The 21,706-nt window shown below is 66.0% G+C and carries 20 protein-coding genes; 9 read left to right on the top strand and 11 right to left on the bottom strand.

The annotated features are described in order from the left end of the window. Positions 1–211: 211 nt before the first annotated feature. Positions 212–3,133, top strand: coding sequence for a TonB-dependent receptor domain-containing protein (locus AACH06_RS18475; RefSeq protein WP_341427229.1), 2,922 nt, complete (start codon positions 212–214; stop codon positions 3,131–3,133). 277 nt (positions 3,134–3,410) lie between these two features. Here AACH06_RS18475 and AACH06_RS18480 read toward each other — a convergent pair whose 3' ends face one another. The 10 genes from AACH06_RS18480 to AACH06_RS18525 all read right to left on the bottom strand — a co-directional run bounded on the left by AACH06_RS18480 (position 3,411) and on the right by AACH06_RS18525 (position 11,992). After that, positions 3,411–4,286 carry a hypothetical protein gene (locus tag AACH06_RS18480; protein ID WP_341427230.1) on the bottom strand — a complete coding sequence of 292 codons (876 nt, stop codon included), beginning with the start codon at positions 4,284–4,286 and terminating at the stop codon, positions 3,411–3,413. 86 nt (positions 4,287–4,372) lie between these two features. Further along, positions 4,373–5,551, bottom strand: coding sequence for a JmjC domain-containing protein (locus AACH06_RS18485; protein ID WP_341427231.1), 1,179 nt, complete (start codon positions 5,549–5,551; stop codon positions 4,373–4,375). Between the two features lie 65 nt (positions 5,552–5,616). After that, positions 5,617–6,915, bottom strand: a complete 1,299-nt coding sequence (locus tag AACH06_RS18490; RefSeq protein WP_341427232.1) for an aspartyl/asparaginyl beta-hydroxylase domain-containing protein — start codon at positions 6,913–6,915, stop codon at positions 5,617–5,619. 119 nt (positions 6,916–7,034) lie between these two features. Further along, positions 7,035–7,793 (bottom strand): 3-hydroxyacyl-CoA dehydrogenase, encoded by a 759-nt coding sequence (locus AACH06_RS18495; RefSeq protein WP_341427233.1) that lies wholly within the window; start codon positions 7,791–7,793, stop codon positions 7,035–7,037. Between the two features lie 157 nt (positions 7,794–7,950). Next, positions 7,951–8,607, bottom strand: coding sequence for an adenylate kinase (adk, locus tag AACH06_RS18500; RefSeq protein ID WP_341427234.1), 657 nt, complete (start codon positions 8,605–8,607; stop codon positions 7,951–7,953). A 185-nt stretch (positions 8,608–8,792) separates the two neighbouring features. Beyond that, positions 8,793–9,560, bottom strand: coding sequence for a 3-deoxy-manno-octulosonate cytidylyltransferase (gene kdsB / locus AACH06_RS18505; RefSeq protein WP_341427235.1), 768 nt, complete (start codon positions 9,558–9,560; stop codon positions 8,793–8,795). Beyond that, a complete protein-coding gene (locus AACH06_RS18510; RefSeq protein WP_341427236.1) occupies positions 9,560–9,748 on the bottom strand; it encodes a Trm112 family protein in 189 nt (62 codons plus the stop codon). The genes kdsB and AACH06_RS18510 overlap by 1 nt, the downstream gene beginning before the upstream one ends. A 17-nt stretch (positions 9,749–9,765) precedes the next feature. Further along, positions 9,766–10,737 (bottom strand): tetraacyldisaccharide 4'-kinase, encoded by a 972-nt coding sequence (gene lpxK, locus AACH06_RS18515; RefSeq protein ID WP_423222060.1) that lies wholly within the window; start codon positions 10,735–10,737, stop codon positions 9,766–9,768. Between the two features lie 167 nt (positions 10,738–10,904). Next, a complete protein-coding gene (locus AACH06_RS18520; RefSeq protein ID WP_341427238.1) occupies positions 10,905–11,339 on the bottom strand; it encodes an ExbD/TolR family protein in 435 nt (144 codons plus the stop codon). Continuing rightward, on the bottom strand, positions 11,336–11,992 hold the full coding sequence (locus AACH06_RS18525; protein WP_341427239.1) for a MotA/TolQ/ExbB proton channel family protein: 657 nt from the start codon (positions 11,990–11,992) through the stop codon (positions 11,336–11,338). The genes AACH06_RS18520 and AACH06_RS18525 overlap by 4 nt, the downstream gene beginning before the upstream one ends. Before the next feature lie 210 nt (positions 11,993–12,202). Between AACH06_RS18525 and xseA the strand changes: the two genes are divergently transcribed. From xseA to AACH06_RS18545, 4 genes are all read left to right on the top strand, one after another. Continuing rightward, positions 12,203–13,528, top strand: coding sequence for an exodeoxyribonuclease VII large subunit (gene xseA, locus AACH06_RS18530; RefSeq protein ID WP_341427240.1), 1,326 nt, complete (start codon positions 12,203–12,205; stop codon positions 13,526–13,528). A 117-nt stretch (positions 13,529–13,645) separates the two neighbouring features. Beyond that, on the top strand, positions 13,646–14,227 hold the full coding sequence (locus AACH06_RS18535) for a superoxide dismutase (RefSeq protein ID WP_341427241.1): 582 nt from the start codon (positions 13,646–13,648) through the stop codon (positions 14,225–14,227). A gap of 100 nt (positions 14,228–14,327) precedes the next feature. Further along, positions 14,328–15,029, top strand: coding sequence for a response regulator (locus AACH06_RS18540; protein WP_341427242.1), 702 nt, complete (start codon positions 14,328–14,330; stop codon positions 15,027–15,029). Next, on the top strand, positions 15,016–16,449 hold the full coding sequence (locus tag AACH06_RS18545; protein WP_341427243.1) for a sensor histidine kinase: 1,434 nt from the start codon (positions 15,016–15,018) through the stop codon (positions 16,447–16,449). Before AACH06_RS18540 ends, AACH06_RS18545 begins: the two co-directional genes overlap by 14 nt. Positions 16,450–16,474: 25 nt before the next feature. Here the strand turns inward: AACH06_RS18545 and AACH06_RS18550 are convergent, their stop codons facing one another. After that, the gene (locus tag AACH06_RS18550) at positions 16,475–16,936 is read right to left on the bottom strand and encodes a DUF192 domain-containing protein (RefSeq protein ID WP_341427244.1); all 462 of its coding nucleotides are present in this window, start codon (positions 16,934–16,936) and stop codon (positions 16,475–16,477) included. A gap of 75 nt (positions 16,937–17,011) precedes the next feature. Between AACH06_RS18550 and AACH06_RS18555 the strand changes: the two genes are divergently transcribed. From AACH06_RS18555 to ccoO, 4 genes are all read left to right on the top strand, one after another. Further along, positions 17,012–19,354, top strand: coding sequence for a heavy metal translocating P-type ATPase (locus AACH06_RS18555; RefSeq protein WP_341427245.1), 2,343 nt, complete (start codon positions 17,012–17,014; stop codon positions 19,352–19,354). 7 nt (positions 19,355–19,361) lie between these two features. Further along, the gene (gene ccoS / locus AACH06_RS18560) at positions 19,362–19,523 is read left to right on the top strand and encodes a cbb3-type cytochrome oxidase assembly protein CcoS (RefSeq protein WP_341427246.1); all 162 of its coding nucleotides are present in this window, start codon (positions 19,362–19,364) and stop codon (positions 19,521–19,523) included. Between the two features lie 95 nt (positions 19,524–19,618). After that, positions 19,619–21,061: a cytochrome-c oxidase, cbb3-type subunit I gene (ccoN, locus tag AACH06_RS18565; protein ID WP_341427247.1), complete on the top strand. Its 1,443-nt coding sequence runs from the start codon at positions 19,619–19,621 to the stop codon at positions 21,059–21,061. A gap of 19 nt (positions 21,062–21,080) precedes the next feature. Continuing rightward, positions 21,081–21,701, top strand: a complete 621-nt coding sequence (ccoO, locus tag AACH06_RS18570; RefSeq protein ID WP_341427248.1) for a cytochrome-c oxidase, cbb3-type subunit II — start codon at positions 21,081–21,083, stop codon at positions 21,699–21,701. The last annotated feature ends 5 nt before the right edge of the window (positions 21,702–21,706 follow it).

The raw sequence follows: 21,706 nt of genomic DNA on the forward strand, positions 1-21,706 counted from the left end.
GTGTGCGGTGAAATGTGCTGCGTAAACACAACAAACGCCGCCGCAAACACCGTCGTAGAGGGTTTCCCGCTAGCGGGGCCCCAAGTTGGGTCAGTGACAATCCGTTCACATGTTTTCGACGCGGGTACATCTCGGCTTCACAAGACCGGCATGTGACTTGCTTCGTGGCAGGGTCTATCGATCAACCTTCCCTTACTCAGGAGTGGTACGTATGTTCCAGAAAACAAAGCTCAGCACGAGCTTGCTGCTCGCCTTTGGCGGCGGGCTGCTCTTCGCGTCTGGCGCGGCTTCCGCGCAGGAACGCGTCGAGATCACAGGCTCGCGCATCAAGACGGTCCAGACCGAGGGCACGTCCCCGGTCGTGGTGCTGGGCAAGGAAGCGATTGCGCTGGAAGGTGTTCGCAACGCCGAGCAACTGCTGAACAACCTGCCCCAGGTCTTTGCTGACCAGGGCGGCAGCGTGTCGAACGGTGCCACCGGTACCGCGACGGTCAACCTGCGCAACTTCGGCGCGGACCGTACGCTGGTTCTGATCAACGGTCGCCGCATGCCCGCTGGCAGCCCGCGTTCGCTGGCATCGGACTTGAACCAGATTCCAGTCTCGTTGATCAAGAAAGTCGAAATTCTGACGGGCGGTGCCTCGGCCATTTATGGCTCGGACGCTGTGGCCGGTGTGGTGAACTTCATCCTCGACGACAAGTTCGAGGGCGTTCAGATCGACCTGAACCACGAGTTCTTCAACCACTCGCAGCACACCAGCAAGGGTGTCAAGGATGCCAACGAAGCCCGCGGCTTCAAGCTGCCGGGTGACAAGGCTGCCGACGGCAAGGTCACCGACTTCAGCTTGACCCTGGGTGGCAACTTCGCCGATGGCAAGGGCAACGCCACCTTCTTCGTCTCGCACAAGCTGGAAGACGCTCTGCTGCAATCCGAGCGTGATTTCTCCAACTGCGCACTGAACGCTGGCGACACGTGGTCCTGCGGTGGTTCGGGTACCAGCTACCCGGGCCGCTTCTTGCACGCCGGTACCGGTGCCAGCTACACGGTTGCTGATGCCAACGGTGGCGTTCGCGAGTGGGGTATTCCGAGCGACTTCTTCAACTTCGCCCCGATCAACTATTTCCAGCGTCCGTCGGATCGCTATTCGGCCTACGCCACGGCCCACTACGACCTTGACGACACCGCCCGCGTCTATGGCGAGTTCGGCTTTCACGACGATCACACCGTGGCGCAGATCGCGCCGAGCGGCGCCTTCGGTGTGCCGCTGTCGATCAAGTATGAGAACCCGCTGCTGTCCGATGCATGGCGTGCTCAGTTGAACGATGCGAACGCGGCCATCACGGACGAAAACGGCGTTCCCCTGGGGCTCACCTTCAACAAGGCCGGGGACACCGCTGACATCTATCTGTTCCGTCGAAACATCGAAGGCGGTGGTCGTCAGGACGACATCCGTCACACCTCTTATCGTGGTGTGATCGGCGTCAAGGGCGATATCAACGAAACCTGGAGCTACGACTTGTCTGCCCTGGTGGGCAAGGTCGTCTACCAAGAGACCTACAAGAACGACTTCTCCAATGCGCGTCTGGCGCGCTCTCTGGATGTCGTGGACGACGGCAACGGCAATGCGGTTTGCCGGTCAGTGGTTGATGGCACGGATCCGAACTGCGTGCCCTACAACGTTTGGACGCTGGGCGGTGTGACCCCCGGCGCGCTGGCGTACCTGCAGACCCCGGGCTTCCAGAAGGGCTTCACGTCCACGGAAGTGATCTCCGCGTCGGTGAACGGCGATCTGACGGGCTATGGCGTCAAGACGCCGTGGGCCAAGAGTGGCTTGGGCGTGGCAGTCGGTGTGGAGCATCGCACCGAAGAAATGGACCTGAGCACTGACTCGGCCTTCACCACCGGTGATCTGGCTGGCCAAGGCGGCCCGACCATTGGTGTCGGTGGCGGCTACAAGGTGTGGGATGTCTTCACCGAGCTGCGTATGCCGTTGGTGGAAAAGGCACCGTTCGCTGAGCTGCTTGCCGTGAACGCCAGCTACCGCTACTCGGACTACAGCACTGACAAGACGACCAGCACCTGGGGTCTCGGCCTCGAGTGGGCGCCCATCAGCGCGATGAAGGTCCGTGCCAGCGCCCAGCGTGCGTCGCGTGCAGCGAACATCGTTGAGCTGTTCTCCACGGCTGCGATCGGCCTGTATGACAACGACGGCGATCCCTGCGCCGGCGCTACGCCTTCAGCGTCTGCCGCGGAGTGCGCTCGCACGGGCGTGACCGCGGCACAGTACGGGCACATCCTTGACAGCCCGGCTGGCCAGTACAACGCGATCTTCGGCGGCAACACCCAGTTGAAGCCGGAGACCTCGAACAGCTGGACCTTGGGTGTCGTGATCAACCCGATCAAGGACATGAACCTGACGTTCGACTACTTCCACATGAAGGTGAAGGACGTCATCGGGAATCTGCCTGCCACGACGACACTGACCCAGTGCTTGAACACGGGTGACGCGGCATTCTGCGATCTGATCCATCGCGATTCGTTGGGAACCTTGTGGGCGACGAACGATGCCTACATCAAGGCCAACAACCTCAACCTGGGGATGCGCGCCACGGAAGGTCTGGACATTGGTGCCGATTACCAGTTGAAGCTGGATGCGATGGGCCGTGTGGACTTCACCTTCAAGGGCACCTGGCTGAACAGCTTCGAGCAAGAGGACGCGCCTGGCCTGGGTAGCTACGACTGCGCTGGATACTATGGCGCGACGTGCGGTACTCCGCTGCCCCAGTGGCGCCATTCGCTGCGCACCACCTGGCGTTCGCCGTGGAATGTGGACCTGTCGCTCAACTGGCGTCACATTGACTCTGTCGATATCGATGCCAGCAGCTCCGACGAGCACCTGGCCGGTGCCTACTCGGACGTCGTGAAGACCTTGAAGGCCGTGAACTACTTCGACCTGGGCGCCAGCTACAAGGTCACGAAGAACGTCACGCTGTCGGCTGCGATCAACAACGTGCTGGACACCGATCCGCCGCTGCGTACGCAAGGCTCGGGCTTCACCAATGGCAACACCTATCCGCAGGTGTATGACGCGCTGGGTCGCCGCGTGTCGCTGACGGTCAACGCGAAGTTCTGATCGACAAACTGATCGACGAACCGGCGTGAGCCGGTTCATGTCGAACACTCCAAAAGGGCGCCGTCGAGGCGCCCTTTTTCGTTGCGTCCTCGCGTGCTGCTCAAGGGAGGCCGAGATCGGCCTGCATGGCGCGCTTGGGATGGCAAACCCTTGGTCGCGCCAACGTGTACTCATCGATCCATGCGGTGCAACGGATGGAAGCGGCGGCGTTGGCCTCGCGGAGGCAGACACGCCACGTTCGACATCGCTGTGGCGATTCGAACCGTCGGCGGCTTGCCTAATAGGACACGCTGGCCAGCCTCATGAACAGGGTCTGGTACGCGGGGCGGCAGAAGGTCTCGACGAGTTGCGACAGGCCGGCCGATGCGGCTGCGCGCTTGCGCTCTGCGTCAGGAACGAAGTCGCTGAGGTGGCCGGGTCTGGACTTTGAGTGGTGTCGCGACACCGACGAGATGCGCTGCCGAACCGGGTCATCCAGCGGCAGCCCGAAATGCGGTGCCAGTTGCGCGACCACGGCGTCGGGCAAGGAGAGGTAGGGAAGCAGCAAGCTGCGATTCGCGGGGAGCATCCCGGCCGCGCGCAGGAAGGCTGCGATGAACAGTGCGATTCTTTCGTCCGGGCCTTTGGCCTGCAGGTTGCCCTGCACGGCATTCGAAAAGAGCGCCGCATGATCGTCGTGAAGCCAGCGGGGACGACTCTGCTGCAGTGAAACCGCAACCTCCAACGGATCGCGAACACACAGGGCCAGTGGCGTTTGGGGAAACGCCTCGACGATCAGGTCAGCGAACAGCGTGTTCCAGCTCGATAGCTTCAGCACGTAGCGGCGCCCGGCGTGGGCGGAGAAGCGGGCGCCCAAGGATCGAAGCGCGGCCACTCGCGAGGCACGATCGCCTGCATGCGGTGGGACGAGCAATTCATTGATGGCGAGCGGCTCCGAGTACACCACGGTGTCAGGGTGCTGCTTCAGCATCTGCGACACCAGTGTCGATCCGCAGCGCGCCACGTGAAAAATCACGCCAGCCGGGGCGGCCTGTTCGCCGACGCGATCAAGCTGCCCCAGCGGGGTATGCACCACCCAGGGCGTGCGGGCCAGACGCTGGACCGTCTCGTGAAGAAATGGCTCTTGGAGTTCACCGGGTGCGATGTCGGCCATCGCGAGGTGAAGTCCGGTGCCATCAAGTGCCGATCGAACGGGCAGGCCCGGGCTGGATTCTCTGCTGGACATCGCGGCGGCGCGGTTCAGCGCATGTCAGCCACAACGATGGCATCGACCGCCAACAACTGCTGAAGCACGGCGTGCATCTCCGCCTCATCGACAAATGGGAAGCGTGCGAGCAGGTCCTCCATCGAGAAGAGTCGCTGCTGCAGCAGCCAGGCGACGGCCGGGTAGGTGGCTCCCACTTCAACGTGCTTGCCGTCGATCTCCACTCCGAACCCATCAGTGCGGCGAATGATGTCGCCGCGCTTCGCCGTTGAGAAGTACTGCGCTCGTTGGCGGGACGGCAATTCGAAGCCTGGTGCTTGCGAGGCCAAGGACCGTTGGTGATTGCGGACCTCGATCTGGAAGCTCGGTGAGGTCATCAAGCGATCCAGATGGCGTGCCAAACCAGCCAGGTGCGCGGCCATCGCTTCGGTGTCGCGCGGGTCCGGCAGGTCGGCGCGGAAGGCGCTTTCCGCTGCAGCCGCTGACTCCAGAAGCTTGAAGAGCGACAGGCCGGTCGCGGGCTTGACCCAGAAGGTGACGTGCAGCGACGCTTCGGCGCCCGTGATGGCATCGTGGTACTGGCCCCGTGGCAGGTAGAGGATGTCTCCCGGCCGCATCAGCACTTCTGTCATCAGCCTGCCGCGCGATGCAACGAGCCACTTCTCGGCCTCGTCACCTGGGGGAGTCGGCGTCGTCGGGTTGTCGGCGCGGGCTTCGTAGATCCTCCACAGCTTTTCGCCCTCGGTTTGCAGGGCAAAGACGTCGTGAAGGTCGTAGTGGGTATTGAAGGCCTGGATCTTCTGGAAAGAGCAATACGCGTTGGCGCCGGCTCCCGCTCCGAACTCGCGCTGCAGCATGTGAACAAGAGCTGCCACGGGCGCGCTCGCGCGCTGGATCTGGTTGGCCACCAGGCTGGCCCCAAAGCCGAGCAGGGCCTTGACCTTGCGCGGATTGGCCGGTGCCTTGGCGCCGGGTGAAGGGTCCGTGGCGTCGCAGTAGTTCTCGCGAAGCGCCAGACGGTTCTGATAGAAGACCTTCAGCGTGTCTTCATTCCAGAATGACGTGAGGTTCAGGATGTCGTTGAAGCTTTGCCACGGCATCGGATTGCCGCGACTGGGGCCGTTCGCCGCGATGTGCAGCGGTTTGCGGCCGTAGTAGTGCGTCCTGAACTCGGCCGGGTCGAACGGTGCGATGAACTCTGCGAAGGTCGGCATAGGGCTCGGGGATCATAGCCTGCCGATCTGCACGTCATGCCGCTGCGCCGGTGGCCTGCAGTGCTTCAGTTGCCGTAGCCTTCGGGCGGGCCGGAGATGGCGTTCATGGCTGTCGACATCGCCGTCAGCATGGTCCGCTCGGCTTCAGACAGCGCGGGATGCCAGATGTCGAAGATCAGGATGACTCGCAACTTGTCGCTGTCATTCCAGGCTTCGTGTTCGATGGTGTCGTCGAAGACCCACGCTTGTCCAGGCACCCATGGCCGTGTCTGATTGCCTACGCGAAATCCGCAGCCTTCGGGGACGATCAAGGGCAGGTGCACCAGCAGCCGAGCGTTGCTGACACCGGTGTGGGGCGGGATGCGTGTCTTGGGCTTGAGCAGGGAGAACAGGGCCACAGGCGTGCGGCCTGGTTGGTCCGGCTGTGGTGCTCGCGCCAACAATTCCATCGTTCGTGGGCAGCGGCTGGCACCTGGCTCGTGGCGCACGCCGTCTTTGATCAGGTGGTACGCGCTCCACCGAGGCGAGTGGTTGAGCTCGACCCACTGGTTCAGGGGCAGGTCCTTGTCATAGTGGATGTAGGGCGTGAATCCTTCGTCGGTGTCGAGCACCTTCAGAAACTCTTGCCGGATGTCCTCGGTGCCGGCCTCCAAGTCGGCGATCCAGGGGAACATTCGTCGGTCATCGAAGAACTCGATCGCGGGTACATGTGGCAGGTAGTACTGAGCCGGCTTCGCGTCGAAACGCTGGCGCCGGCCCAGCATGATGTCCAACGACAGCTTGAACCGATCGAGGTCAGCGCCCTGGAGCTTGGCATACGCCGGTGCCAGGGCCTGATCCAGTTGCTCAGCCATGTGCTGGCTTTGCCGGTCTCTGTAAGACTTGGCGTGGGCCAGCATCGGCCGAAGGTCGGGCCGCAGCCTGTCGGGAGGGGGGGCGACCATGCACGCCGCCGTGTAAGCGCGTGCCGCCTCACGCGTCCGGCCTTGCCGCTCGAACAACTGCCCTCGCATCAGCAGTGCGAGCAGGTCGCTGGCGTCGACCGTGAGGGCTTCGAAGAGAGCTTGCTCTTCGCCAGCATCGTCCTTCAGGTGCTTGCAGATGCGAGCCACATTGATCCACGGCGTGGGATCGTCTCGCGTCAGCTGGGCGGCGCGCGTGTAGAGCTCGCGGGCGCCGGCCAGGTCTCCCCGCTGATGCGCATCGAAGCCCGAAGCGAGCAGGGCGCGGGGATGGTCCGGCTTCAGTTGAAGCACCTCTCGCCAACTGATCAGGGCCTCGGCCAGGCGGCCCTGGCGCTCGGCGGCCAGTGCGCGCGATTCGTGATCGGCCAGTTGAGCGAGAAGTGACGGAGAAACAGACATCGACAGCACCATCGCCCAACTGAGGGCGCAGGGCGATCATTTTCGGCTGCCGATGATGTGGCGTCGATGCGGCAGACCCTCGGGAGGGTTGCCGCCGATGCGCAGACGTGGGTCGCGCGTTACTTCGGCGCCATCCGGATGGCACCGTCGAGGCGAATGACTTCGCCATTGAGCATGTCGTTGGTGACGATCTGGTGCACCAGTTTGGCGTAGTCTTCGGGCTTGCCGAGGCGGCTGGGGAAGGGGACGCTCGCTGCCAGTGCGTCTTGCACTTCCTTGGGCATCGAGAACAGCATCGGGGTGCCGAAGATGCCCGGGGCGATGGTCATGTTGCGGATGCCGTTGCGCGCCAGGTCGCGTGCAATCGGCAGTGTCATTCCCACCACACCGCCCTTGCTCGCGGCATAGGCGGCTTGGCCAATCTGGCCGTCGTAGGCGGCGACGCTGGCGGTGCTGATCATCACGCCGCGCTCGCCGGTGGCTTCCGGCTCGTTCTTGCACATCGCTTCGGCCGCGAGGCGGATCATGTTGAAGCTGCCCACCAGGTTCACCATGATCACCTTGGTGTAGGTGTCCAAGGGGTGAGCGCCGTCCTTGCCGACGGTCTTGATGGCCGGGGCGATGCCCGCGCAGTTCACCAGGCCCATGAGCTTGCCCAAGCCGGTCGCCGCCGCCACCACGGCGCGGCCGTCGGCCTCCTGGCTGACGTCGCAGCGCACGAAGACACCACCCAGTTCCTTCGCCAGAGCCTCGCCCTTGTCGACCTGCAGGTCGGCGATCACCACCTTGCCGCCGTGGGCCGCCAGCATGCGCGCCGTGCCTTCGCCGAGGCCTGAAGCACCCCCCGTGACGATGAAGACCTTGCCCGAAATGTCCATGGTTGCTCCTTCTCGTAGGCCGAGGTGAGGTACCTCGGTTGACGTTGACGTAAACGTCAATTGTGCGCTGAAATTGCCGCAGCCCCAAAAGCGAAACGGCCGACACGCTTTCGCGCGCCGGCCGTCTTCAGGAGCGAGCTGCTCGCCCGATGTGCCGTCAAGCCTCCAGCGCGCCCAGCACCCGGGCGGTGATTTCTTCGACCGAGCCCACGCCAGCCACCTTGCGGTACTTCGGTGCCTGCGCTTCGCCGGTAGCGGCCCACTGGCCGTAGTAGTCGACCAGCGGGCGGGTCTGCGCTGAATAGACGTCCAGCCGCTTGCGGACGGTCTCTTCCTTGTCGTCGTCCCGCTGGACCAGGTCTTCGCCGGTCACGTCGTCCTTGCCAGGAACTTTCGGCGGGTTGAACTTGACGTGGTAGGTGCGGCCCGAGGCCGGGTGCGAACGGCGGCCGCTCATGCGTTCGATGATGGCGTCGAAGGGCACGTCGATTTCGAGCACCAGGTCGAGTTTGACGCCGGCGGTCTTCATCGCCTCGGCCTGGGGGATGGTGCGGGGGAAACCATCAAACAGGAAGCCCTTGGCGCAATCGGGCTGCGCAATGCGTTCCTTCACGAGCCCAATGATGATGTCGTCGCTGACGAGACCGCCGGACTTCATCACCGCATCGGCCTGCTGGCCCAGCGGCGTGCCGGCCTTCACAGCCGCGCGAAGCATGTCGCCGGTGGAGATTTGGGGAATGCCGTACTTCTGGCAGATGAATGCCGCCTGGGTGCCTTTTCCGGCACCCGGGGCGCCCAACAGGATCAGTCGCATGGTGGTTGTCTCAGTATGGAAGATGATTCTGTAGCGCCGCTCGTGGACGGCGGCTGTGCGCTCGGGCAGCACAGGCGCGGCTCGGGCAAGGGTGGCCCGGCACTGATTCGGGGCAGGATAGCATGTGTCAACCTGCATCAGGCTGACAACCCGGGATGATCCGGGCGGCCATTGTCAGGGCATTGTCAGGCCGATGCGACGCCCGGCCACAAGGCGCGAACGCGCTCCAGGTCCTCTGGCGTGTCGACGCCTGCCGCGGGCGCTTGAGCCGCGACGTGCACGGCAATGCGCTCGCCGTGCCACAGCACCCGCAGCTGCTCCAACGACTCCAACTGCTCGATGGGCGCCGGTGACAATGCCGGAAAGCGGCGCAGAAACCCAGCGCGGTAGGCGTACAAGCCGATGTGTCGCAGCGCCTGTCCCGGCTGCAGGGCTGGGGCCCCCGCAGACGAGCCGTCGCGCCACCACGGAAGAGGCGCCCGGCTGAAGTAGAGGGCTCGGCCAGCCTGATCGCAGACCACCTTCACCACATTGGGGTTCGCGAACTCAGCGGCATCGGTCAACGCATGGGCCGCGGTTGCCACGGCGCAGTCGGGCCGGTCGGACAGCAGTTGCGCACACGCGCTGACGAGGGTCGGGTCGATCAGCGGCTCGTCGCCTTGCACGTTGACGACCACATCGCCGCCATCGAGCCCCAGCTGCTCACAGGCCTCGGCGAGCCGGTCGCTGCCGCTCACATGGTCCCGACGTGTCATCAGTGCCTTGACACCGTGCGCTTCGCATGCCTGAACGGTCGCCATGTCATCGGCGGCCACCCAAACCCCTCGCGCTCCCGCCCGCGCGACGCGCTCGGCCACGCGCACGACCATCGGCTTGCCGCCGATGTCGGCCAATGGCTTGTTCGGCAGGCGCGTCGAGGCCAGCCGAGCCGGGATCAGTACCGAGAAGCTCATCACTCCTCCTCGGCGGCCAGGTGGCGAGCTTCGTTCTCCAGCATCACGGGAATGCCGTCGCGCACCGGGAAGGCCAGGCGATCGGCGGGGCAGATCAGCTCGGTCGGACGCGAGGCCTCGTCGCGGTGCAGTTGCAGCGGCCCTTTGCACACCGGGCACACCAGCATCTCGGTCAGGCGATGGTCCATGTTGATCGTTGTCTTTGTCAGGCAGGATGGGCAGTTCGAGGCAGCCGCTGGCGCAGCGCCTGGGCGAATGCCGGGGGGAGAGCGAAGTCTAGCGCCACCACCCACACCCTCGTGGCTCCGACTGCTTCGGGCCGCAGCTTCACGGCATCTTTCTCGGTGATGAACACGTCGGGGGTGTCCGTGGGCCAGGGGGGCGGGGTCAAGCGGGCGTGGTCGGGCAGGGGCAGTCGGTCGATCGTCAGCCCTGCTTCCTCCAGCATCCTGAAGAAGCGCTCGGGATCGCCCGTGCCCGCGGCGGCCAGCACGCGGCGGCCTGCCCAGTCAGACAACGGGTGCACGGCTTGAGGCTGCTGACCTTTCCACCACGGCCCCAATGCCACGGCACCAGCCAACTGGCGCCGCACCACATGGCCGGGCAGCGGGGTGCTGGGTTCTGCCGCGTTGTAGACCACCAGCATGTGCGGCGCGGCCGAATCCGGCACGGGTTGACGCAGCGGACCAGCGGGCAAGGTCAGCCCGTTGCCCGCACCGCGGCCGTCGAACACAACCACCTCCACATCGCGCGGCAGGCGGTGGTGCTGCAGACCATCGTCCGACACGATCACGTCGACCTGCGGGTGACGTTCGAGCAGGTGACGCGCACCGGCGAGGCGGTCTCGCCCGACGACCACCGGGGCTCCGGTTCGGCGGTGGATCAGCAGGGGCTCGTCTCCGCAGTCGCTGGCCTCGGAGTGCTCGTCCAGCTCGACCAGGGCGGCCTCGTTGGTTCGGCCGTAGCCGCGCGACACCACACCGGGCCGCCAACCGTCTCGCCGGAGCAGCTCGATCAGCGCGATGACGGTGGGCGTCTTCCCTGCGCCACCCACCACGAGATTGCCGACGACGATGACCGGCCGGCCCACAGAGGCCGGGCGCTGCCGCAGCTGGCTTTGCCGGTGCAGCGCCGCGAGGCCTTGGAACAACACGGCCAGCGGCCGAAGAGCGTGCATCCAGCCGCTGACTTGCGGGCGCCACCAGTGCTGTTGCAGCCGCTGCGACCAGCCACTCGATGACGCTGCCAGCGGGGGTGAAGCTACGGCGCGCTGCTCGCGTCCACGCGCCTCAGAGTCGGCCATGGATGGAAGACCCCGGCCTTTTCAACGGCTGCGCAGCCGCTTCACTGGCCCCCAGCCGCCGCAGCCGATGAGTTCTGCGCGGCGAAGGTCACCCGGGGCAGGCCGGCACGCCGGGCAGCGTCCAGCACGTTGATCACGGACTGGTGCGCAGCGGTCGCGTCGGCGGAGATGATGAGGAACGGATCCTGGCGTTGCTGGGCTGCGGCGCGCATCGCGGCGGCCAGCAATTCGACGCTGCGGCCCTCAACGGCCTGCTTGTCGATCGAGTAGCGGCCATCAGCCGACACGGCGACGATGATTTCCGAGGGCCGGTCGCGTGCCTGATCGGCATCGGACACCGGCAACGTCAACTGAAGCTCGGTGAACTTCGAGTAGGTCGTCGACAGCATCAGGAAGATGAGGATCACCAGCAGCACATCAATGAACGGGATCAAATTGATCTCCGGTTCATCGTTGCGATCGCCGCGGAAGTTCATCGCTTCGACCCCTGGTGGCGCTCAGGCGGGTGACGATCCATGCGGAGCAACTGGTGCACCACGCGCTCGGCGCCTTGTTCCATGTCGTGCAGGTAGTCGTTGACGCGGCCGCGGAAGAAGCGGTGGCACATCAACGAAGGGATTGCGACCATCAGGCCGAACGCCGTGTTGTACAGCGCCACCGAGATGCCGTGGGCCAGTTGTGCCGGGTTGGCGCCCGAACTGCCGGGCGCCTGCGAGCCGAAGATCTCGATCATGCCGATGACGGTGCCAAGCAGGCCCAGCAGCGGTGCAGCCGAGGCGATGGTCGCCAATGCGTTCAGGTAGCGCTCAAGCTTGTGTGCGGCGCTGCGGCCGGCGGCCTCGAACGAGTCGCGCAGCAAGGTCTCGCTGCAACGCGGATCCTGGGCCATGGTGCGAATGCCGGTGGCCAGCAGCATGCCCATCACCGAGTTGGCGGCCAGCTTGCCCAGCACGTCGCCCGATGGGACGCCTTGCCGCAGCACCTGCAGCACCTCATCCACCAACCCGGCTGGCGCCACTTGACGGCGACGCAGCGCCATGGAGCGTTCGACAACCAGGGCCAGAGCGGCCACGGAACACAGGAGCAGCGGCCAGATCGGCCAGCCGGCGGCTTGTATGATCGACAGCAAGAATGCCTCTGGCGCAAGGCCCGCAACTTAAGACGCGCGATTATGAACTGATCGCTCGGCTTATCGAGGCGTCACACCGATGTCATCTTTCCACAGCGCCTGTGGAAAACACTGTGTGAAAGCGGGGCGCAACCTTCACAAAGCGTGCAACGGCGCGGGTTCCCGCCACGTTGCTTAAAAATGTGGCGCCCTGCGCCAGCGAACAACCTGATGCAATCCAGTTCGACTTCCGGTGTCCAGGTCTGGGGTGTGGCGGGTCTGCTGCTGGCCGTCTCCGATGCATTGGCCGCCCGCTTCTCGTCGGTGGCGGTGCGTGGTGAACTGTCGGGCTTCAGCCGCGCCAGCAGTGGCCACTGCTACTTCACCCTGAAAGACGCCCAAGGTGGCAATGCGGGTCTGCGTTGCGCCATGTTCCGCCGCGCGGCGATGCTGATGGCCTTCAACCCACAGGATGGGCAGCAGGTCGAGCTTCGAGGCCGGCTCGCCGTGTACGAGGCGCGCGGCGAGCTGCAGATGGTGGTCGAGTCGATGCAGCGCGTCGGCGCCGGCGCGCTGTATGAAGAGTTCTTGCGCCTGAAAGCCCGGCTCGAAGCCGAGGGCCTGTTCGATGCGGTGCGAAAGCGCCCGTTGCCCGCCTATCCACGCAGGCTGGTGGTCGTCACGTCGGCCAGCGGCGCGGCGATCCATGACGTGCTCACCACGCTGGCGCGGCGCGCTCCGCATGTCCACGTGGTGCTGGTGCCCACGCTCGTCCAGGGGGCCCAAGCGCCCGAAGCCATCGTGCGTGCGCTGGCCCTGGCGAATGCCGTCGACGAGGCCGACGCCATCTTGCTGTGCCGCGGCGGCGGCTCGCTCGAAGACCTGTGGTCGTTCAATGACGAGCGGGTGGTCCGAGCGGTGCGGGCGTCGGGCCTGCCGGTCGTTTGCGGTGTCGGCCACGAAACCGATGTGACGCTGGCGGATCTCGCCGCCGACCTGCGTGCACCCACGCCCACCGCTGCCGCCGAACTGGCGGCCCCGGAGCGTGCGGCGTTGCTCCAGGGGCTGGGGCTGCGCGCCGAACTGCTCGAGCGCCGGGTGCAGCGCCGCCTGGACGGAGCAGCGCAGATGCTCGACACGCTGGCACTGCGGCTGCACCGGCCCGCTCAACGCCTTCGCATCGAACAAGGGCGGCTCGAGACGCTGGCCCAGCGCCACCACGCGGCGCTGTCGCGTGCCCTTGAGCGCCAAAGGTTGGCATTGGGCCACCGGGCCCAGCGCGTGGCGCAGGCGGGCGGGGCGATGCGCGCTCGCCACGCCGATCGGCTGCAGGCCCAGGCGGCACGGCTGGCGGCGCTGGACCCGCGGCGCGTGCTCGCGCGCGGGTACGCCTGGGTCGAGAACGACGATGGTCAGGCGATCGTGTCCGCCCATTCCCTGCTGCCTGGGCAATCGATGCGGGCGGTATGGGCCGACGGCCGGGCGACGGCGCGGGTCACCGAGGTCGAGGTCGAGCCCGGGAGCCCTCCGCCCAGCAAGAAGCGGCGCACACCGTAGGGTGAAGCCTGCGACGGGCTCAAGCGGGCCCGCTCGCTGCCTACAATGCCCGCGGCCCCTCTATCACTGGCCCGCGCTGCTCGCTGAGGCGGCGCGCCCACCTCGAAAGGAACAAGCATGGAACACACCCTGCCGCCGCTGCCCTTTGGCCTGGACGACCTCGCCCCGCACATGAGCCGCGAGACGCTCGAGTACCACCATGGCAAGCACCACAACGCCTATGTGGTGAACCTGAACAACCTGCAGAAGGGCACCGAGTTCGAGTCGATGTCGCTCGAGGACATCGTCAAGAAGTCCAGCGGTGGCGTCTACAACAACGCGGCCCAGATCTGGAACCACACCTTCTTCTGGAACTGCCTGAAGAAGGGCGGCGGCGGTGAGCCCAGCGGCGCGCTGGCCGACGCCATCAAGGCCAAGTGGGGCTCGTACGACGCGTTCAAGGAGGCCTTCACCAAGAGCGCCGTCGGCAACTTCGGCTCTGGCTGGACCTGGCTGGTCAAGAAGGCCGACGGTTCGGTCGACATCGTCAACATGGGCGCCGCCGGCACCCCGCTGACGACCGGCGACAAGGCCCTGCTGACCGTCGACGTGTGGGAGCACGCCTACTACATCGACTTCCGCAACCTGCGCCCGAAGTTCGTCGAGACCTTCTTGAATTCGCTGGTCAACTGGTCGTTCGCCGAGAAGAACTTCGCCTGACCGCGGCGCCTGTGGCGCCATCCTGGAAAGCCGGCCTGGTGCCGGCTTTTTCTTTTGCTACGCTCGCCAGCAGAAAGAGGGATACCAAGAGGCCAACGACATGCGAATCCTGCTGGTGGAAGATGACGCCGCGCTGAGCCTGGGTGTGGCCCGCGGCCTGGAACGCGAAGGCTGGCAGGTCGACGTGCTGCACGACGGCGAGCAGGCCCTTTCCGAAGGCGTGATGGGGCAGTACGACCTGGGCATCCTGGATCTGGGCTTGCCGCGCCGAGATGGCATGGAGGTATTGCGCCACTGGCGTGCCAAGGGCGCGCGCATGCCCGTCTTGCTGCTGACGGCCCGCGATGAGCTGAGCGACCGTGTGCAAGGCCTGGACGCCGGCGCCGACGATTACCTCGTCAAGCCCTTCGACCTGCCCGAGTTGCTGGCACGCATACGGGCTTTGAAACGGCGCTCGCAAGGGCGCATCGATGAGCACCTGCAGCTGGGCGAGTTGCGGCTCGATCTCGTCCACCGCGAGCTCACCCACTGTGGCCAGCGCATCGCGCTCAGCCCGCGGGAACTGGCCCTCACCGAGATGCTGATGCAAAAGCCTGGCCGGGTGGTGCCCAAGGATTCGATCGTTGCGGGCATGTCCAGCTGGGAGGCCGACTTCAGCGAGAACTCGGTCGAGGTGTACGTGCACCGCCTGCGCAAGCGGTTCGCGGCGCTGGGCGTCGTGATCCGCACCGTCAGGGGTTTCGGCTATCTGATGGAGCTGGCTCCCCCCAACGGCGCGGCGGATACGGATGAGTCGAGCTGAGGCCGCCACCCATGGCCCCAGCGTCCGCCGGGCGCTGCTTCGGCCGTTGTTGTGGAGCTGGGGCATCGGCCTGTTCGCGGCGGTGATCGGCGCCTACCTGCTGGCGCGCACGAGCGCGAACCTCGCATTCGATCGGGGCTTGCAGGACGAGGTCAGCGCCCTGGCGGCGAAAGTCACCTGGTCTGATCGCGGTCCGCTGCTCGATCTTTCGCGCCAGGCGATGGAGTTGGTCACCTGGGACCGCGACGACCGCAACGGCTATGTGATGGTCGATGTCGACGGCAATCCGCTGGCCGGCGATTCCCACGTGCCGGTGCCAAGTGCGTCGCTGCGCAAGTCCAGCTTTACCCAGCCGCGGCTTTTTGATGGCGAGATGGAGGGCGAGCCGGTGCGCGGTGCCGTGTTTTCCATCAGCTCGCCGATGCTCGACCGCTCGGTGGCGGTGATCGTCGTCGAGACCAAGAACAAGCGCACCGTGCTGATGCGCGACTTGCAGCTGTCCATCGTGCTGCCCGCGCTGGCGCTGGGCACGGTCACCTTTGTGATGATCGGCTGGGGCATTCGGCGGGGGTTGCAGCCGCTGCGTGATGTGGCGACGGATGTGGCGCGTCGGGACAGCCAGGATTGGCGGCCGCTGCCCCTGCAGCACGTGCCGCGCGAAGCCGTGCCTCTCATCGAGCGCATCAACAGCCTGCTGGCCGACGTGGAGCAGTCCATCCAGCTGCAGCGCCGCTTCGTGGCCGACGCGGCACACCAACTGCGCACACCGGTGGCGGGCATCCGGGTGCTGGCGCAAAGCCTGGCGCAAGAGCTTGAAGCGGCACCACCGGGCGGGCAGGGGCAGCAGGCCGGATGGCAGCCGCTGCTGTCGCAGCTTGAGCGCTCGACCGATCGCTTGTCTCGCCTGATCGGCCAACTGCTGAGCCTGGCGCGGTCCGAAACCGCGCTGTCGCTGGACAGCGAGCATCAAACGATGGATGTGGTGCCGCTGCTGCGCGAATCTGCCGAGCCGCTGGTGCTGCAGGCGCTGCGGCAAGGCCGGCACATCGCCCTCGAAGCGCCGGACGAGCCGGTGCCGGCGCGGGCCCACCCCATCTGGCTGGGTGAGGTGGTCAACAACCTGCTGGACAACGCCCTGCGCTACGGCGGGCCCAAGGTGACGCTGCGGGTGGCGCCGTTGCCCGAGGGTGGGGCATTGGTCAGCGTGGAAGACGATGGCCAGGGCGTGGCGGCCGACCAGTTGGCCCATCTGTTCGAGCCCTTCTGGCGTGGTGACCGGGCCGATCTGCGCAACGATGGGGGCACCGGCCTGGGCCTGACGATCGCCCGGGAGGTGGTGCTGCGCCTGGGCGGCACGATCGAGGCCCACACGCGGCCCGAGTTTGATGGCCTGCGTTTCACCATCCGCCTGGCGAAGTGAACCGCCGCCGGGGCGGACCCGAGACCTACTTGAACAGCGGGCCGGTCAGTTTCGAGCCCGACTTCAGCCCACGCTTGGCGAACCAACCCTGGTTCATCTCCAGCACATAGCGCACCGGCTTGGTCGAGCAGTGCGAGGCATCGCTCAAGGGTTTCATGTCTTCGATGTTGACGATGCTGCCATCGTCGGCCACGAAGGCGGCTGAGAGCGGCAGCAGCGTGTTGCGCATCCAGAAGCACTGGGTGGCCGGCTCTTCGAAGATGAAGATCATCCCCTCATGGGCCGCCATTTCCTTGCGGAACATCAGCCCGATCTGGCGCTGCTCGTTGGTCTTGGCGACCTGGGCGACGATGTTGTGCATGCCGGCGTGCAAGGTCACGGTGGGCAGTTCCTGCGGCTGGCCCATGTTCTGGGCCTGGGCCGGCACCGTGCCCAGCGAGGTGAGCGCCAGCCACAAGAGAGCGGTTCGAAACTTGATCAAAGTCATGGGTCCTGTTCCCGTCGGTCGATAGATTATCGAACGCAGCCGGCCCGGCGCCGCTGACCGCTGCGATCGTCCCGAATGTCGACCCTGTCTCTTCCCGTTGATCCCGCCCTGGCTGTCACTCCCGCCGACCCCGATCCGGCACTGGCGACGCTGGACGACCCGATCGAGCAGCAGGCCTGCACGCGCTGGCTCACCGATCCGCAGGGCCGGCGCAGCGCCGACACCAGCCTGCTGATTGGCGGCATGCACTGCGCGGCCTGCGCCGGCATCATCGAGTCCGCGCTGCAGGCGGTGCCCGGCGTGGAGCGGGCCGAAGTCAGCGCGGCGGGGCAACGGGCGCAGATCCGATGGGATCCGCAAGCCACGCGGCTGTCTGCCCTGGTCCGCGCGATCCGCCAGGCCGGCTATGACGCGGTGCCCGACGCCGCGGCGCCCGCCCGCACGCTGCGTCTGAAAGAGCGGCGCCTCGCGCTGTGGCGGCTGTTCGTGGCGGCCTTCTGCGCGATGCAGATCATGATGTTCGCCACGCCCGCCTATGTGGCGACCGATGGCAGCCTGGAGCCCGATCTGCGCCAGCTGCTCAATTGGGGCAGTTGGCTGCTGAGCATGCCGGTGCTGCTGTTCTCCGCGGGGCCCTTCTTCCGGGGCGCCTGGCGTGCCCTGCGGCAACGCCAATTGGGCATGGATGTGCCGGTGGCGCTGGGCATCGCGGTGGGCTTTGTGGCCAGCAGCGGCGCCGCCTTCGACCCGGGCGGCCTGTTCGGGCACGAGGTCTATTTCGATTCGATCGCGATGTTCGTCAGCTTCCTGCTGGGGGCGCGTTACCTCGAAACGCTGGCTCGCCACCGCGCTGCCGAGAGCCTGGAGTCGGCGCTGGCTGCGCTGCCCGAATCCGCGCAACGGCTGGTGGAAGGCGGTGGCATCGAATCGGTCAGCATCCACCGGCTGCGGCCGGGTGATCGGGTGCAGGTCGCGCTGGGCTCCAGCTTCCCGGCCGATGGCCGACTGGAAGAGGGCAGCACCCGTGTGGACGAGAGCCTGCTCACCGGTGAAGCGGTGCCCATGGCCCGTCAACCGGGCGACGAGGTGGTCGGCGGCAGCGTCAACCTGGGTGCCCCGGTGGTCATGCAAGTGCTGCGGGTCGGGGCGGACACCCGCCACGGCGCCATCGTCTCGCTGATGCGCCAGGCCCTCACGCAGCGGCCGGCGCTGGCGCGGCAGGCCGACGCGTGGGCCGGGCCGTTCCTGGGGGTGGTGCTGGTGCTGGCCCTGGCGGCCGGCGTCGCGTGGTGGTGGATCGACCCGTCGCGCGCCGTGGCCGTGGCGATGGCCGTGCTGATCGTCACCTGCCCCTGTGCGCTGTCGCTGGCTGTGCCGTCCGCCTTGGTGGCCGCAGCCGGGGCACTGGCTCGCCGCGGCGTCATGCTGCAGCGGCTCGACGCCTTGGAAACGCTGGCCACGATCGACCGCCTGTTCATCGACAAGACCGGCACCTTGACCGACGATCTGCCGGTGTGCAGTGGCGGCGAGTTGATCGACGCCCATGGCGTGCCCATGCCCCAGGCGCTGCCGCCGGAACTGCGGGCGAGGGCGGCTTCGCTGGCCCAGCGCTCGAACCATCCGTTGTCGCGTGCCATCGTGGCCTGGGCCGCGGATGCCCCCGATGTCACCGGGGGCCCGGGTACGGCGCCGATCGCCTGGCACCGCGTGCAGGAAGTGCCCGGCCAAGGGTTGGAAGGCGAAGATGAACTCGGCCACCGTTGGCGCCTGGGGCAGTCGCATTGGGTGCGTGGCGTCCAGGATGGCGCAGCCCATGAGCGTGGCGGTGACGAAGCGGCGCGGGTGTACTTCGGCCCGGTGGGCCAGCCGGTGGTTCGCCTGCGGGTGGATGAAGGCTTGCGAGCCGACGCGGCTGAAGCCGTCGATGCCTTGCGGGCCGATGGGCTGAAGCTCACGCTGCTCTCCGGCGACAGCCCGGCTCGGGCTGCCCGCTTGGCCAGCCGCCTGGGCCTGACGGATGTGCAAGCGCAGGCCAGCCCCGAGGCGAAGCTGCGCGCGGTGGCCGAGGCTCAGTGCCGCGGCGAACGCGTCGGCATGCTGGGCGATGGGGTCAACGATGCGCCGGTGCTGGCGCAAGCCGATGTGTCTCTCGCGATGGGGCGGGGCGCGATGGTGTCGCGTCTTCATGCTGACGCGGTGCTGACGTCCAATCGCCTGGCCGATGTGGCGTTGGCACGTCGGTTGTCGCGCAAGCTGCTGCGCATCACCCGCCAGAACCTGGCGTGGGCCGCGCTCTACAACCTGGCTTGCGTGCCCCTCGCGCTGATCGGCTGGTTGCCGCCCTGGGCAGCGGGGCTGGGCATGGCCTTCAGCTCGCTGCTGGTGGTCGGCAACTCGTTGAGGCTTGCTCGGACCTGAGCCACACATGGACATCCTTTATCTCCTGGTGCCTCTGTCTGCCGTGCTGGTGCTGGCCATCATCGGCGTGTTCGGCTGGGCGTTGCATCGAGGCCAATTCGACGACCTCGAACGCGAGGGTGAACGCATCCTCGAGCCCGAAGCGAAGGCCGAAATCGCGGCCGATTGACCGCGATCAATCCCTCTGGGGCGCCTTCGCCGAAGAATGCCCACGGGCTCGCAAAGCATCCGCAATGCGGCCCTGCGAACCTGAGGGAACCTTCGATGGCAACTGCTTCAGTGCCGGCGCAGCCGGCCTACAACGACACCGTCATACGCGGCTTCGCGCTGGCGTCGGTGATCTACGGCATCGTCGGCATGCTGGTTGGCGTGTTCATCGCCGCACAACTGGCCTGGCCGGAATTGAACTTTGGCATCCCGTGGCTGAGCTACGGTCGCTTGCGACCGCTTCACACCAACGCGGTCATCTTCGCGTTCGGTGGCTGCGTGCTCTTTGCCACGAGCTATCACGTCGTGCAACGCACCTCGCAGGTGACGCTGTTCGCGCCGAAGCTCGCGATGTTCACCTTCCTGGGCTGGAACCTCGTGATCCTGCTGGCGGTGTTGACGCTGCCGATGGGCATCACCACCGGCAAGGAATACGCCGAACTCGAATGGCCGATCGACCTGCTGATCACTGTGGTCTGGGTCTCGTATGCCATCGTGTTCTTCGGCACGGTGGGCACCCGAAAGGTCAAGCACATCTACGTGGCCAACTGGTTCTTCGGCGCCTTCATCATCGCCGTGGCCCTGCTGCACGTGGTCAACAGTGCTGAAGTGCCGGTGAGCCTGTTCAAGAGCTACTCGGCCTACGCCGGTGTGCAAGACGCGATGGTGCAGTGGTGGTACGGCCACAACGCGGTCGGCTTTTTCCTCACGGCCGGCTTCCTCGGGATCATGTACTACTACATCCCGAAGCAGGCCGATCGCCCGGTGTATTCGTATCGCCTGTCGATCGTCCACTTCTGGGCGCTGATCTTCACCTACATGTGGGCGGGCCCCCACCACCTGCACTACACCGCGCTGCCGGACTGGGCCCAGTCGATCGGCATGCTGTTCTCGCTGGTGCTGCTGGCGCCGTCGTGGGGCGGCATGATCAACGGGATCATGACCCTGTCGGGTGCTTGGTACAAACTGCGTGACGATCCCATCCTGAAGTTCCTGATCGTCTCGCTCTCGTTCTACGGCATGTCGACCTTCGAGGGCCCGATGATGTCGATCAAGACGGTGAATGCGCTGTCGCACTACACCGACTGGACGGTGGGCCACGTGCACTCCGGCGCGCTGGGCTGGGTGGGCTTCGTGTCGATCGGCGCGCTGTACTTCCTGATCCCGCGTCTGTGGGGCCGCAAGACGATGTACAGCACCCGCGCCATCGCGTTGCACTTCTGGGTGGCCACCATCGGCATCGTGCTCTACATCGCCGCGATGTGGATCGCCGGTGTGATGCAAGGCCTGATGTGGCGTGCGGTCAACCCCGACGGCACCCTGGTCTACAGCTTCGTGGAAGGCGTGAAGGCGACCTATCCGTTCTACGTGATCCGTGTGCTGGGCGGCCTGCTGTACGTGAGCGGCATGTTCATCATGGCCTGGAACACCTGGATGACGGTGCGCAGCAGCCGCGCGGCGGTGGCCCCCATCCCCACGGTGCAGACGGCACACGCCTGACGATTTGCTGGAGAACCTGATGTCAGCCCATTCCCATCCGACTGGTCACGAGAAGATCGAGACCAGCAACTTCCTGATGATCGTGCTGATCCTGGCCGCGGTCGCCTTTGGCGGCCTGGTCGAGATCGTGCCGCTGTTCTTCCAACGCTCGACCACCCAGCCGGTCGAAGGCCTGAAGCCCTACACGCCGCTGCAACTGGCGGGCCGGGACATCTACCTGCGCGAGGGTTGCTACAACTGCCATTCGCAGATGGTGCGCCCGTTCCGTGCCGAGACGCTGCGCTATGGCCCTTACTCGGTGGCCGGCGAGTTCGTCTACGACCACCCCTTCCAGTGGGGCAGCAAGCGCACCGGGCCCGATCTGCACCGCGTGGGCGGCCGCTACAGCGACGAGTGGCACCAACTGCACCTGAACAACCCGCGTGACGTGGTGCCCGAGTCGAACATGCCGGCCTACCCCTGGCTGGCGAAGAACGCGCTCGACCCGGCCGAGCTGGCGCCGAAGATGAAGGCGCTGCGGCTGGTGGGCGTGCCGTACTCGGACGACGAGATCAACAAGGCCGCGGACGACGTGAAGGGCCGCACCGAGCTGGAGGCGCTGGTCGCCTACCTGCAGGTGCTCGGAACCGCGCGCAAGTGAGGGGT

Source organism: Ideonella lacteola (genome assembly GCF_038066555.1).
In the GTDB taxonomy this organism is placed as follows: Bacteria; Pseudomonadota; Gammaproteobacteria; order Burkholderiales; family Burkholderiaceae_C; genus Ideonella; species Ideonella lacteola.